The sequence below is a fragment of the Paraburkholderia aromaticivorans genome, assembly GCF_012689525.1.
GTDB lineage: Bacteria > Pseudomonadota > Gammaproteobacteria > Burkholderiales > Burkholderiaceae > Paraburkholderia > Paraburkholderia aromaticivorans_A.
Window position 1 is genome coordinate 3,892,105 of sequence record NZ_CP051516.1, and the last position, 12,381, is coordinate 3,904,485.

The window sequence follows — 12,381 nt, forward strand, 5'->3', positions numbered from 1 at the left end:
TCTTAGCGCCCCTGCCACGTTTCCCTTCGGCTTTTCGTCTTCATCATGATCAAGCAAGCGCTCATCTCCGTTTCCGACAAGTCCGGCATCGTCGACTTCGCCAAGTCGCTGTCGGACCTCGGCGTCAAGATCCTGTCGACCGGCGGCACCGCGAAACTGCTCGCGGACGCGGGTCTCTCCGTTACCGAAGTCGCCGATTACACGGGCTTCCCGGAAATGCTGGACGGGCGCGTGAAAACGCTGCATCCGAAGGTGCACGGCGGCATTCTCGCGCGCCGCGACCTGCCGGAACACATGGCAGCGCTTGAAAAGCACGACATTCCGACCATCGACCTGCTGGTCGTGAATCTGTATCCGTTCGTGCAGACCGTGTCGAAAGAGGAATGCTCGCTGGAAGACGCGATCGAGAACATCGACATTGGCGGGCCGACCATGCTGCGTTCGGCCGCGAAGAATCATCGCGACGTGACGGTAGTGGTCGATCCGGCCGATTACGCGGTCGTGCTCGACGAGATGCGCGCAAACAGCAATGCCGTGTCGTACAAGACGAACTTCCGTCTCGCCACCAAGGTGTTCGCGCACACCGCGCAATACGACGGCGCGATCACGAACTACCTGACGAGCCTGACCGACGAACTGCAACATTCGTCGCGCAATGCTTATCCGGCGACGTTCAACCTCGCGTTCGACAAGGTGCAGGACCTGCGCTACGGCGAAAACCCGCATCAGAGCGCGGCGTTCTACCGCGACCTGTCGGTGCCGGCCGGCGCGCTGGCGAACTACAACCAGTTGCAAGGCAAGGAACTGTCGTACAACAACATCGCGGATTCCGACGCGGCGTGGGAATGCGTGAAGACTTTCGACGTGCCGGCCTGCGTGATCGTCAAGCACGCGAATCCGTGCGGCGTGGCGCTCGGTGCAGATGCGCACGACGCATACGCGAAGGCGTTGCAGACCGATCCGACCTCGGCGTTCGGTGGCATCATCGCCTTCAATCGCGAAGTGGACCAAGCAGCGGCGCAAGCCGTAGCCAAGCAGTTCGTCGAAGTGCTGATCGCGCCGTCGTTCAGCGCCGAAGCGCGCCAGGTGTTCGCGGCCAAGCAGAATGTGCGTCTGCTGGAAATCGCGCTGGGCGAAGGCCATAACGCGTTCGATCTGAAGCGCGTGGGCGGCGGCCTGCTGGTGCAATCGCTCGACTCGAAGAACGTGCAGCCACACGAATTGCGCGTGGTCACGAAGCGTCATCCGACGCCGAAGGAAATGGACGATCTGCTGTTCGCATGGCGCGTGGCGAAGTACGTGAAGTCGAACGCGATCGTGTTCTGCGGCAACCGTATGACGCTCGGCGTTGGCGCGGGCCAGATGAGCCGCGTGGACTCGGCGCGCATCGCCAGCATCAAGGCGCAGAACGCCGGTTTGACGCTGGCGGGTTCGGCGGTGGCATCGGATGCGTTCTTCCCGTTCCGCGACGGCCTCGACGTGGTGGTGGCGGCAGGCGCAACCTGCGTGATCCAGCCGGGCGGCTCGATGCGCGATGATGAAGTGGTTGGCGCCGCGGATGAGCACAATATCGCGATGGTGCTGACTGGTGTGCGTCACTTCCGGCATTGATTTGGGGTTTGACGGCGTCGCCTGGTTCTTGTTGAAACCGGGTTGCTGATGAGGTTTGAGCTTTAGGGAAACGGCCTGGCGGAATTTTTCGCCGGGCCGTTTTCTTTGGTGCGGCCTTTGGTGCGGCGCTTGTTCCGCTTGTTCCGCTTGTTCCGCTTGTTCCGCTTGTTCCGCTTGTTCCGCTTGTTCCGCTTGTGTTCCGCTTGTGTTCCGGCTGTGCCCTGCTTGCCTTGCGCTTTACGCGCCGCTCAATCGTCCGGGCTCTTTCTCGCATAGCCACCGCTCACATCAGCGTGCTGGCTGATATAAGTGCTGAGCCCCTGCCCGCGTTGCGCGAGACGCTTCAACGCAGCAACGTGCCGTGCGCCGACGCTCGCCTCGGTGTACCAATACACCACACCGTGCCTGAATCGGACGGCGACGAAATCGTCGCCGATTTCATAAGCCTCGACGCCCGAGTCGCCGCTGAGATTCCGATAGCGCTCCATGTGCGAATGCCTCCTTGCAGCACACCCAGCAGTTTTTATTCCGCCGATATCGCCGCGCGCCGGCCGCCACGTGGCGCCCGTGTTGTAGTATCGCAAGCACCTGGTTTTTACCGCATTTGCGGCACCTCATGAGAATTCTCGGCATCGACCCCGGCCTGCGCGTGACCGGCTTCGGCGTGATCGACCAAAGCGGCCATACGCTCAGCTATGTCGCGAGCGGCGTCATCAAAACCGCCGACGCCGATCTGCCGTCGCGTCTGGGCACCATCTTCGAAGGCATCTCCACATTGATTCGCCAGCATTCGCCAGATCAGTCGGCGATCGAAAAAGTGTTCGTCAACGTCAACCCGCAATCCACCCTGCTGCTCGGCCAGGCGCGCGGCGCGGCAATCTGTGGACTGGTCGCGGGCGGCGTGCCGGTCGCCGAATATACAGCCCTGCAATTGAAGCAGGCCGTGGTGGGTTACGGTCGCGCCACCAAGGAACAGATGCAACAGATGGTGGTGCGCCTGCTCAATCTATCCGGCGTACCCGGCACCGACGCCGCCGACGCGCTCGGCATGGCAATCTGCCACGCACACGGCGGCACGACGCTGAGTACGTTGGGCGGCATCGCGCCTTCGCTGGCGAAGAAGGGTCTGCGCGTAAAGCGCGGACGTTTGGTCGGATAGAGCGGCACACGCGGCCCGTTCGCCGCCTTCGCGCCACACACTCGTGGTTCGTGGTTCGTGGTTCGTGGTTCGTGGTTCGTGGTTCGTGGTTCGTGGTTCGTGGTTCGTGGCTCACGGCTCACGGCTCACGGCTCACGGCTCACGGCTCACGGCTCACGGCTCACGGCTCACGGCTCACGGCTCACGGCTCACGGCTCACGGCTCACGGCTCACGGCTCACGGCTCACGGCTCACGGCTCACGGCTCACGGCTCACGGCTCACGGCTCACGGCTCACGCAGATGGTACGCAACGCCTTTAGACTGCGCAGCCACTCCGTTCAATTCCGGCTAGCCAGCGCAAGGCGGCAGGCCAACCCCGCAAACACCGTCCCCAACAAATACTGCGGCACCCTCGACGGCCGCCGCCCCGCCGACAGTTTGCGGCTCAGCTTGCTCGCCATCAAAATCACCGCCCCATTCACGCAGAAGCCGATCAGATTCAGCACGGTGGCCAGCACCATGATCTGCAACGCGACCGACCCCGCTTCGGGCCGCACGAATTGCGGAAACAGCGCGAGCACGAACAGCGCGACTTTCGGATTCAGCAGATTGGTGAAGAGGCCCTGGCGGAAAATGCGGCCGACCGGATAACGGCTCATCGACGCATTCGGCGCGAGCACCGTGCCCTGCGCACGGAATGTTTTCCAGGCGAGATAGAGCAGATACGCAGCGCCGGCAAATCGCACGACGTCGTATGCCATGGGAACGGCCAGAAAGAGTTGCGACAAGCCGAACGCCGCGGCCAACGCATGACAATACGTGCCGACCAGAATGCCTGCCAGCGACGCAAAACCCGCGGAACGCCCCTGGCTCACACTGCGCGAGGCAATCAGCAACATGTCGGGACCGGGCGTGGCGGTCAACGCGAGACACGCGCCGGCAAACAGCGCGAGAGCGGTGAGGCTCAGCATGAAAGCTCCTTCTGGGTGAGTGGGATGAGAACCCGCCAAAAGGGATCTCAGTCTATGGGGCGGCCTCGCGCGGGTCAACCGCGATTACGCGTAACTCGCGGGCCACTCGACGCTCACGCGCTGCGCTACACTCGCCCTTTCTCTCAAGATTGAATTCGCCATGATCGGTCGCATTGCCGGCGTTCTGCTGGAAAAAAACCCGCCGCATCTGCTCATCGACTGCAACGGCGTCGGTTACGAAGTCGATGTGCCGATGAGCACGTTCTACAACCTGCCCTCTACCGGCGAACGCGTCGTGTTGCTCACGCAGATGATCGTCCGCGAAGACGCGCACCTGCTGTACGGCTTCGGCACCGCCGACGAACGCTCGACGTTCCGCGAACTGCTGAAAATTTCCGGCATCGGCGCGCGCATGGCGTTGGCGGTGCTCTCGGGCATGAGCGTGCACGAACTCGCGCAAACCGTCACGATGCAGGACGCGGCGCGTCTTACGCGCGTGCCGGGCATCGGCAAGAAGACGGCCGAGCGCTTGCTCCTGGAACTGAAGGGCAAGATCGGCGCCGACCTGGGCGCGATGGCGGGCGCGGCGTCGGCATCCGGCCACGCCTCCGATATCCTGAACGCACTGCTTGCATTGGGTTACTCCGAAAAAGAAGCGTTGGCCGCCGTCAAAAACGTGCCGGCCGGCACCGGCGTTTCCGAGGGCATCAAGCTCGCGTTGAAGGCGCTGTCCAAGGGCTGACGCTCGACCCTCGCTTCGACATGCCTGCGATGGCTGAAGCTTCGCACACGCCTGCGCGCCGCGCACCCTGGCCATTCGGCCGAGTTTCGCGGCGGGCGGCTCGCGGTACAATGAACGCATGATCGAAACCGACAAACTCGCCGCCGAGCGCATCATCGCGCCCACGCCCGTCTCGCCGAACGAAGAAGCGTTCGAGCGCGCGTTGCGCCCGCGCCAACTCGAAGAGTATGTCGGGCAGGAAAAAGTGCGCGGCCAACTCGAAATCTTTATCGAGGCCGCCAAGCGCCGCTCAGAATCGCTCGACCACGTCTTGCTGTTCGGGCCGCCGGGCCTCGGCAAAACCACGCTCGCGCACATCATCGCGCGGGAAATGGGCGTCAATCTGCGGCAAACGTCCGGACCGGTGCTCGAGCGCGCCGGCGACCTCGCGGCGCTGCTCACCAATCTCGAAGCCAACGACGTTTTATTCATCGACGAAATCCACCGGCTCTCGCCGGTCGTCGAAGAAATTCTGTACCCGGCGTTGGAGGATTATCAGATCGACATCATGATCGGCGAAGGGCCGGCCGCGCGCAGCGTGAAGCTGGACCTGCAGCCGTTCACGCTGGTCGGCGCGACCACGCGCGCGGGCATGCTGACCAACCCGCTGCGCGACCGCTTCGGCATCGTGGCGCGGCTCGAGTTTTATAACGCCGAGGAACTGGCGCGCATCGTCACGCGTTCGGCATCGCTGCTCCATGCGCAGATCCACCCGGACGGCGCGTTCGAGATCGCCAAGCGCGCGCGCGGCACGCCGCGGATCGCGAACCGCCTGCTGCGGCGCGTACGCGACTTCGCCGAAGTGAAGGCCGACGGCAACATCACCGCGCAAGTGGCCGACGCCGCGCTCAAGATGCTCGACGTGGATGCAGTCGGCTTCGACCTGATGGACCGCAAGCTGCTCGAAGCAATTCTGCACAAGTTCGACGGCGGCCCGGTCGGCGTCGACAATCTGGCGGCGGCGATCGGCGAAGAGCGCGACACGATTGAAGACGTGCTCGAGCCGTATCTGATCCAGCAAGGCTTCCTGCAACGCACGCCGCGCGGCCGCGTCGCCACGCTGCTCACGTACCGGCATTTCGGCCTCGCCGCGCCGGATTCGTCGAGCGGCCTGCCGGGTCTGTGGAATTCGGCCGCGACCTGAGCGGCACACGTCACGTCCCGCGAGACCGAATCAGGATGTCCGACCCAACCAGTCAGCCCAACTCGTCCAACGGTCTCGCGCAACTTCTCACCGGCAGGCTCCGCTCAAAACTGGCCGCCGGCGTCACGCATCTGACAAGCGGCAGCGGTCCCGCACTCGACTACTTGTCACCTCCCGGCGACCCTGGCCTGTTCGGCCCGGACTCGGTGTGCTGGAAAGTCCACGCCGATTTCACATCGATGATGACGGGCGGCATCAGCGCGCTTCTGCTCCAGGCGCTGCACCCGCTGGCGCTCGCCGGCGTGTGGGACCATTCGACGTTTCGCACCGATATTCTCGGCCGCCTGCGCCGCACCGCGACTTTCATCGCGGGCACGACGTACGGCAGCCGGCACGACGCGCTGGCGCTGGTCGAACGTGTGAAGCGCATTCATCTTGGCGTCAGCGGCGTCGCGCCTGACGGCCAGCCCTATCGCGCGAGCGAACCCGAGTTGTTGACGTGGGTGCATGTCGCCGAAGTGTCGAGCTTCATGACCGCGCACTTGCGCTATGTGAATCCGTCGCTGCCGATTGCCACGCAGGATCAGTACTTCGCGGAGACCGCGCGCATTGCCGAGATGCTCGGCGCGTCGGACATTCCGCGTTCGCGAGCCGAGATCGACGCTTACTTGCTCGCGATGCAGCCCGGGCTTGTCGCCAGCGAGCGCACGCTCGAAGTCGTGAGGGTTCTGATGAACGCGCCCGCCCCGAGCGTATCGATGCGTCCAGCCGGCGTGTTGATGTTCAACGCCGGCGTCGATCTTCTGCCCGATTCGGCACAGGCGATGTTGGGATTCCAGCGCTACGCGACGCTTCGTCGTGCGCTGGCGAGGCCTGGTGTGCGGCTAATCGCGCCGGTGATCCGTTGGGCGCTGGTGAACGGCGTATCGAAGCGGGCGCGCCGTCGCGTGGCCGCGGGCGTACACGAAGCGGAGTAACGCGAGGCGACTATCGGCCCGCGCCAATCACCGCCCCGGCTTCGGCACCTTCTTGAAACTGTCATCCGCGCTCGGCGCATCGAGATGCGAGACGTCCGCCCACAACACGATCGTCGCCTTGCCATTGGCGAAATCCACCGTGTTCACGCTCGTGTTCAGCAGCGGGTAGTTACGCGGTGCATCGAGCGGCAAGCCACAGGCAAAGCGTCGCACGCAATCGAGCACGCCGCCATGAGCGACGCAGGCAATCCGCCCACCCGGATGTGCGGCGACCAGCGGTTCGATCGCGTGCAGCACGCGATGGTAAAGCGTACGTTGCGACTCGCCGTCCGGCGGTGCAAAGCCCGCATCGCGCGTTTGCCAGTGCGCGTATTCATCGGGGAAACGCAGGGCGATCTCGTCGCTATCATGGCCCTGGAACGCGCCGTATGAACGCTCGCGCAGACCTTCGCGCAACTGCAGCGGCAAGCCGAGCACATCGGCGATCGGCTGCGCGGTTTGCTGCGCGCGTTGCAAATCGCTGGAATAGATCGCGTCGAGTCGCGCGCCCTGCTTCGCCTCATCGGCCATGCGGCGCGCCAGGCGCTGCGCTTGCGCCAGCCCCGTCGTGGCGAGCGGAATGTCGATGTGACCTTGAATGCGCTTGATGCGGTTCCAGTCGGTCTCGCCGTGCCGGATAAACAGAATCTGCGTCGTCATGGGATGAAAGTGGGCGCCTTAGCCGGTGTTGCCGAGCCGCTATTGTCGCAAAAGCGGCTGGAGGATGGATGCGCACGCCAAGGTGCGCATTGAAGGACAGAGCTCAGGCGTTCGTCTGCAGCCAGAACGTGACCGGCCCGTCATTGACGAGCGACACCTGCATGTCGGCGCCGAACTCTCCCGTCTCGACGATCGGATGCTTCACCCGCGCTGCCGCGACGAAGTAATCGAAGAGGCGCTTGCCTTCATCCGGCGGCGCGGCCGGCGTAAAGCTCGGACGCAGGCCGCTGTTGGTGTCCGCGGCCAGCGTGAACTGCGACACGAGCAGCAAGCCACCTGCGTGCCCGGCGCCGTCGAGATTTTGCACGGAGAGATTCATCTTGCCGGCGGCATCGCTGAAGACGCGGTAGCCGAGCACCTTGGCCAGCAACCGGTCGGCGGCCGCCTCGGTGTCGCCGCGTTCGGCGCACACGAGCGCGAGCAGGCCCGCCTCGATCGCGCCCGTCACGCGGTCGGCCACGCGCACTTCCGCACGCCGCACGCGTTGGATCAGCGCGATCATCGGCGCGACTCCGGATGCGACTCCGGATGCGACATGCGGCCCATCAGGCCGTCAGCGTGACGCGCGCAAAGCGGCGCTTGCCGACCTGCACGACGTATTCGCCGGCTTCGACCTTCAGGCCCTTGTCGGACACGGTGGCGCCATCGATCTTCACGCCGCCCTGCTCGATGTTGCGCAGCGCTTCGCTCGTCGAAGGCACGAGATTGGCCTGCTTGAGCAACTGGCCGATCGCCAGCGGTGCGCCCGCGAGCGTCACCGCCGGAATATCGTCCGGCACGCCACCCTTCGCGCGATGGTTGAAGTCTTCGAGCGCGCGCTCGGCATCGGCTTGCGAGTGGAAGCGCGCGACGATTTCCTGGCCGAGCAGCACCTTGAAATCGCGCGGGTTGCGACCCGCTTCGATTTCCTTCCTGAAGCCGGCGATTTCTTCCATCGGACGGAACGACAGCAGTTCGAAGTAACGCCACATCAGCACGTCGGAAATGCTCATCAGCTTGCCGAACATGTCGGTCGGCTTTTCGCTGATGCCGATGTAGTTGTTCTTCGACTTCGACATCTTCTCGACGCCGTCCAGCCCTTCGAGCAGCGGCATCGTCAAGATGCATTGCTGATCCTGGCCGTATTGCTTCTGCAACTCACGGCCCACCAGCAAGTTGAACTTCTGGTCCGTGCCGCCGAGTTCGAGATCCGCGTTCAGCGCGACCGAGTCGTAGCCTTGCATCAGCGGGTACAGCAACTCGTGGATCGAGATCGGCACGCCGCCCTGAAAACGCTTGGTGAAGTCTTCGCGTTCGAGAATCCGCGCCACCGTGTAGCGCGACGCGAGCTTGATCATGCCGTCGGCGCCGAGCGGCATCGACCATTCGCTGTTGTAGCGGATCTCGGTCTTTTCGCGGTCGAGCACGAGCGCGGCCTGATCGAAATACGTTTTCGCATTCGATTCGATCTGCTCGCGCGTGAGCGGCGGACGCGTCGCATTACGGCCCGACGGATCGCCGATCAGCGACGTGAAATCGCCGATCAGGAAGATCACGGTGTGGCCGAGATCCTGCAACTGACGCATCTTGTTCAACACGACCGTGTGGCCGATGTGGATGTCCGGCGCGGTCGGGTCGAGCCCGAGCTTGATACGCAGCGGCTTGCCCGTAGCCGCGCTCTTCGCGAGTTTTTGCGCGAATTCGTCTTCGATCAGCAGTTCGTCGACACCTCGCTTGGTGACGGCGAGGGCGTGACGGACTTCGTCGGTGACCGGGAAGGCGGCAGCGGGATTAGGCTTGGTGGACTCGGTGCTCATGCTGGAAACGTGAAGTCGCGAAAAAAGGAGATTGTCCCATAGATGCGCGCCGCCGCGCCCAATGACGCAGCCACAAGCGCCCCGCCGACGCACGATTTCTGCGTTCGACGTCGTGCCGCCGGCGTCGCGACGCTTTATATTCGACCGCGCTTCGCCCGATAATCTGCTACAACGGATCGCAACGAACCATCGAGAGGAGCAGCAACGTGGCGCAAGACCCCGCAGACGGCGTCTACTTTGGATTGATGTCCGGCACCAGCATGGACGGCGTGGATGGCGTGGCCGTCAGGTTCGCTCAAGGGAAACCGCCGGTGGTGCTGGCCGAGGCGTTTGTCGGCTTTGCCGCGGGCCTGCGCGACGCATTGTTCGCGCTCCAGCAACCCGGCGACAACGAGATCGAACGCGAGGCGCTGGCCGCCAATGCGCTCGCCACGCGTTACGCGGTGTGCTGCCACGAACTGCTGCACGGCAGCCGCGCGCCCGCTGCGGAGGTGCGCGCGATCGGCGTGCATGGGCAGACGGTGCGGCATCGGCCGGAAAAGGGTTATACGCGGCAGATCAACAACCCGGCGCTGCTCGCGGAAATGATGCATATCGACGTGATCGCCGATTTCCGCAGCCGCGACGTCGCGGCCGGCGGACAGGGCGCGCCGCTCGTGCCGGCTTTTCATGCCACGGTGTTTGGCGCGAAAAACGAAACGCGGGTTGTCTGTAATCTTGGCGGCATCAGCAATATCACGATTCTGAACGCGACCGGCAGCGTGCGCGGCTTCGACTGCGGGCCGGCCAACGCGCTGCTCGACGAGTGGGCGCAACGCCATCTCGGCAAACCGTTCGACGAGAACGGCCATTTTGCAGCGGGCGGCCAGGTGGATCGCACGCTGCTGAATGCATTGCTCGACGAGCCGTTTTTCGCCCAACAGCCGCCGAAGAGCACCGGCCGCGACCTGTTCAATGCGGAATGGCTCGATGCGAAGCTGCAGCCGTTCGCCGGGCTCGCCCCCGCCGACGTGCAAGCGACACTGGTTGCGCTCACCGCGGTGACGGTCGCACGCGAAATCGAACGGCATGCGTCGGACGCGAGAGCGGTCTACGTCTGCGGCGGCGGCGCGCGTAACCCGGAGATTCTGAAGGCGCTACAGCAGGCGCTGGAGGACAGCGGCGTCAGCGGCGTTCCCGTGATGACGACCGATGCGCTCGGCGTGCCGCCGAGCCAGGTCGAGCCGCTGGCGTTCGCCTGGCTTGCGATGCGCTGCGTGGCGCGTCTGCCGGGCAATCTGCCGGCGGTGACAGGCGCGTCGGCCGAGCGCGTGCTCGGGGCGATCTATCCGCGCTGAGCGCCGCGAGAGATTGAAGTGCAGGAAATAAGAAACGGGGCCGAAGCCCCGTTTCTTATTGCAACCTGTTGCTCAACGAGCCATCACACCGAGAACGACGAGCCGCAACCACAGGTGGTCGTAGCGTTCGGGTTCTTGATAACAAACTGCGCGCCGTTGATGTCGTCCTTGTAGTCGATCTCTGCGCCCACCAAGTACTGGTAGCTCATCGAATCGATCAGCAGCTGGACGCCGCTCTTGTTCATCACGGTGTCGTCTTCGTTGACGGCTTCGTCGAACGTAAAACCGTACTGAAAGCCCGAGCAGCCGCCGCCCTGCACGAAAACGCGCAGTTTGAGGTCCGCATTGCCTTCTTCTTCGATCAGTTGCTTGACCTTGTCAGCCGCTGCGTCGGTAAAAACGAAGGGGGCGGGCATCTCGGTCACGGGTGTATCGGTGACTGCGTTCATTCGAACTCTCCAAAAAGCTTCTAACCGCTATTGTAGGGCTGATCTCGATATCGTGCTGAAGCCCACAAAATCAATGGGTTCTTCCCGAAAATCAACGGACGGCGCGTTCTGCCGCCACAGGCCCGGCTAAGCGGGATATATCGCCGTTTTGGCGACGAGTTCGTTGCGGCAGCACCGAACGCACTGAGCCGCGAACCCATGAAAAAAGCCGCCATCGCGAAAGCGTTGGCGGCTTTTGCAGCGCGCCAGCCCGAAAGCCGGCTCGCACGCGAAGCGATTAACGCTTCGAGAATTGCTTCCTGCGACGTGCCTTGTGGAAGCCGACCTTCTTGCGTTCGACTTCACGCGCGTCACGCGTCACGAAGCCAGCCTTCGACAGTTCCGGCTTCAGCGTTGCGTCGTAGTCCATCAGCGCGCGGGTGATGCCGTGGCGAACCGCACCGGCTTGACCCGTTTCACCGCCACCCGTCACGTTGACTTTGATGTCGAACGTAACGCCGTGGTTCGTGAGTTCCAGCGGCTGACGCACGATCATCAACGACGTTTCGCGCGAGAAGTAATCAGCGATAGGCTTGCCGTTCACAACGATATCGCCCTTGCCTGCCTTGATGAAGACGCGTGCGACGGCGCTCTTGCGGCGGCCCGTGCCGTAATTCCAGTTACCGATCATGTGGGCTCCCCTTAGATCTCGAGCGCTTTCGGCTGTTGTGCCGAATGCGGATGCGTTGCTTCAGCGTAGACCTTCAGCTTCTTGATCATCGCGTAGCCGAGCGGGCCCTTCGGCAGCATGCCCTTGACCGCTTTCTCGAGCGCACGGCCCGGGAAGCGTTCTTGCATCTTGCCGAACGTCGTTTCATAGATACCGCCCGGGTAACCCGAGTGACGGTAGTACTTCTTGTCAGTAGCCTTGTTGCCCGTGACGCGCAACTTGCCCGCGTTGATAACGATGATGAAATCACCGGTGTCGACGTGCGGAGTGAATTCAGGCTTGTGCTTGCCGCGAAGACGGTGTGCCACTTCGCTGGCGACACGCCCGAGAACCTTATCCGTCGCGTCAATCACGTACCATTCACGCGTAACCTCATGGGCTTTTGCGGAAAACGTCTTCATGATCGATCCAAAAAAATTGCTGCGCCCAATGTGTTTTTTCCTGCTTGTAGTGTGCGCATCGAGGCGCGTGCAGGCTCTCCCTGGTTCTTCCTCCGCGGGCGCGGATGCGGAAAAGCCCTGAATTATAAAGGAATTTGCTACGGCAAGTCAAAACGTACGGGAGTGCGCGGGAGATTCCGCGGCAATCCGGCAGTGGGAAGCGTGATTTAGCGCCCTATCGTGCTCGAACCATCTGGGCGCCAGGCAGGACGCGGGCGAAAAAAAACCCGAACGAGCGGTTCGGGTTTAATCCACCAAAGGAGGAGGT

14 protein-coding genes are annotated in these 12,381 nt (G+C 63.3%); 6 read left to right on the top strand and 8 right to left on the bottom strand.

Features of this window, described 5'->3' with window-relative positions:
* The first annotated feature begins 45 nt into the window (after positions 1-45).
* The gene (gene purH / locus HF916_RS45735) at positions 46-1,611 is read left to right on the top strand and encodes a bifunctional phosphoribosylaminoimidazolecarboxamide formyltransferase/IMP cyclohydrolase (RefSeq protein ID WP_168795174.1); all 1,566 of its coding nucleotides are present in this window, start codon (positions 46-48) and stop codon (positions 1,609-1,611) included.
* A gap of 248 nt (positions 1,612-1,859) precedes the next feature.
* On the opposite strand, the gene HF916_RS45740 is transcribed toward purH, so the two are convergent.
* Positions 1,860-2,099 (bottom strand): hypothetical protein, encoded by a 240-nt coding sequence (locus HF916_RS45740; RefSeq protein WP_168795175.1) that lies wholly within the window; start codon positions 2,097-2,099, stop codon positions 1,860-1,862.
* Positions 2,100-2,227: 128 nt separating this feature from the next.
* Between HF916_RS45740 and ruvC the strand changes: the two genes are divergently transcribed.
* Positions 2,228-2,770: a crossover junction endodeoxyribonuclease RuvC gene (gene ruvC / locus HF916_RS45745; protein ID WP_168795176.1), complete on the top strand. Its 543-nt coding sequence runs from the start codon at positions 2,228-2,230 to the stop codon at positions 2,768-2,770.
* A 318-nt stretch (positions 2,771-3,088) separates the two neighbouring features.
* Here the strand turns inward: ruvC and HF916_RS45750 are convergent, their stop codons facing one another.
* Positions 3,089-3,721, bottom strand: coding sequence for a LysE family translocator (locus HF916_RS45750; RefSeq protein WP_168795177.1), 633 nt, complete (start codon positions 3,719-3,721; stop codon positions 3,089-3,091).
* Between the two features lie 160 nt (positions 3,722-3,881).
* Here HF916_RS45750 and ruvA point away from each other — a divergent pair, with 160 nt between their 5' ends.
* The 3 genes from ruvA (at position 3,882) to HF916_RS45765 (ending at position 6,623) form a co-directional block, all read left to right on the top strand.
* Positions 3,882-4,463, top strand: coding sequence for a Holliday junction branch migration protein RuvA (gene ruvA, locus HF916_RS45755; protein WP_168795178.1), 582 nt, complete (start codon positions 3,882-3,884; stop codon positions 4,461-4,463).
* Positions 4,464-4,581: 118 nt separating this feature from the next.
* Positions 4,582-5,646: a Holliday junction branch migration DNA helicase RuvB gene (gene ruvB / locus HF916_RS45760; protein WP_168795179.1), complete on the top strand. Its 1,065-nt coding sequence runs from the start codon at positions 4,582-4,584 to the stop codon at positions 5,644-5,646.
* 35 nt (positions 5,647-5,681) lie between these two features.
* Entirely contained in the window at positions 5,682-6,623 is a 942-nt protein-coding gene (locus HF916_RS45765) for an oxygenase MpaB family protein (protein WP_168795180.1), read from the top strand.
* A 27-nt stretch (positions 6,624-6,650) separates the two neighbouring features.
* Here HF916_RS45765 and HF916_RS45770 read toward each other — a convergent pair whose 3' ends face one another.
* The 3 genes from HF916_RS45770 to tyrS all read right to left on the bottom strand — a co-directional run bounded on the left by HF916_RS45770 (position 6,651) and on the right by tyrS (position 9,178).
* Positions 6,651-7,322, bottom strand: coding sequence for a histidine phosphatase family protein (locus HF916_RS45770; RefSeq protein WP_168795181.1), 672 nt, complete (start codon positions 7,320-7,322; stop codon positions 6,651-6,653).
* 103 nt (positions 7,323-7,425) lie between these two features.
* Positions 7,426-7,884 (bottom strand): D-aminoacyl-tRNA deacylase, encoded by a 459-nt coding sequence (dtd, locus tag HF916_RS45775; protein ID WP_168795182.1) that lies wholly within the window; start codon positions 7,882-7,884, stop codon positions 7,426-7,428.
* Positions 7,885-7,927: 43 nt separating this feature from the next.
* Complete coding sequence (gene tyrS, locus HF916_RS45780) at positions 7,928-9,178, bottom strand: tyrosine--tRNA ligase (protein ID WP_168795183.1); 1,251 nt, start codon at positions 9,176-9,178, stop codon at positions 7,928-7,930.
* Between the two features lie 206 nt (positions 9,179-9,384).
* Here tyrS and HF916_RS45785 point away from each other — a divergent pair, with 206 nt between their 5' ends.
* Positions 9,385-10,515, top strand: a complete 1,131-nt coding sequence (locus HF916_RS45785) for an anhydro-N-acetylmuramic acid kinase (protein WP_168795184.1) — start codon at positions 9,385-9,387, stop codon at positions 10,513-10,515.
* Between the two features lie 83 nt (positions 10,516-10,598).
* Here the strand turns inward: HF916_RS45785 and erpA are convergent, their stop codons facing one another.
* From erpA to rplM, 3 genes are all read right to left on the bottom strand, one after another.
* Positions 10,599-10,964 carry an iron-sulfur cluster insertion protein ErpA gene (erpA, locus tag HF916_RS45790; RefSeq protein WP_007180424.1) on the bottom strand — a complete coding sequence of 122 codons (366 nt, stop codon included), beginning with the start codon at positions 10,962-10,964 and terminating at the stop codon, positions 10,599-10,601.
* A gap of 277 nt (positions 10,965-11,241) precedes the next feature.
* On the bottom strand, positions 11,242-11,634 hold the full coding sequence (gene rpsI, locus HF916_RS45795) for a 30S ribosomal protein S9 (protein ID WP_011489810.1): 393 nt from the start codon (positions 11,632-11,634) through the stop codon (positions 11,242-11,244).
* An 11-nt stretch (positions 11,635-11,645) separates the two neighbouring features.
* On the bottom strand, positions 11,646-12,074 hold the full coding sequence (gene rplM, locus HF916_RS45800) for a 50S ribosomal protein L13 (RefSeq protein ID WP_007180422.1): 429 nt from the start codon (positions 12,072-12,074) through the stop codon (positions 11,646-11,648).
* Positions 12,075-12,381: the final 307 nt, after the last annotated feature.

Excerpts from the sequence above, each read along its gene's own strand:
- ruvC (WP_168795176.1), top strand. The coding sequence starts at position 2,228 with ATGAGAATTCTCGGCATCGACCCCGGCCTGCGCGTGACCGGCTTCGGC.
- rplM (WP_007180422.1), bottom strand. The coding sequence starts at position 12,074 with ATGAAGACGTTTTCCGCAAAAGCCCATGAGGTTACGCGTGAATGGTAC.
- HF916_RS45740 (WP_168795175.1), bottom strand. The coding sequence starts at position 2,099 with ATGGAGCGCTATCGGAATCTCAGCGGCGACTCGGGCGTCGAGGCTTAT.
- erpA (WP_007180424.1), bottom strand. The coding sequence starts at position 10,964 with ATGAACGCAGTCACCGATACACCCGTGACCGAGATGCCCGCCCCCTTC.
- tyrS (WP_168795183.1), bottom strand. The coding sequence starts at position 9,178 with ATGAGCACCGAGTCCACCAAGCCTAATCCCGCTGCCGCCTTCCCGGTC.
- purH (WP_168795174.1), top strand. The coding sequence starts at position 46 with ATGATCAAGCAAGCGCTCATCTCCGTTTCCGACAAGTCCGGCATCGTC.
- HF916_RS45750 (WP_168795177.1), bottom strand. The coding sequence starts at position 3,721 with ATGCTGAGCCTCACCGCTCTCGCGCTGTTTGCCGGCGCGTGTCTCGCG.
- ruvB (WP_168795179.1), top strand. The coding sequence starts at position 4,582 with ATGATCGAAACCGACAAACTCGCCGCCGAGCGCATCATCGCGCCCACG.
- ruvA (WP_168795178.1), top strand. The coding sequence starts at position 3,882 with ATGATCGGTCGCATTGCCGGCGTTCTGCTGGAAAAAAACCCGCCGCAT.
- dtd (WP_168795182.1), bottom strand. The coding sequence starts at position 7,884 with ATGATCGCGCTGATCCAACGCGTGCGGCGTGCGGAAGTGCGCGTGGCC.
- rpsI (WP_011489810.1), bottom strand. The coding sequence starts at position 11,634 with ATGATCGGTAACTGGAATTACGGCACGGGCCGCCGCAAGAGCGCCGTC.
- HF916_RS45770 (WP_168795181.1), bottom strand. The coding sequence starts at position 7,322 with ATGACGACGCAGATTCTGTTTATCCGGCACGGCGAGACCGACTGGAAC.
- HF916_RS45765 (WP_168795180.1), top strand. The coding sequence starts at position 5,682 with ATGTCCGACCCAACCAGTCAGCCCAACTCGTCCAACGGTCTCGCGCAA.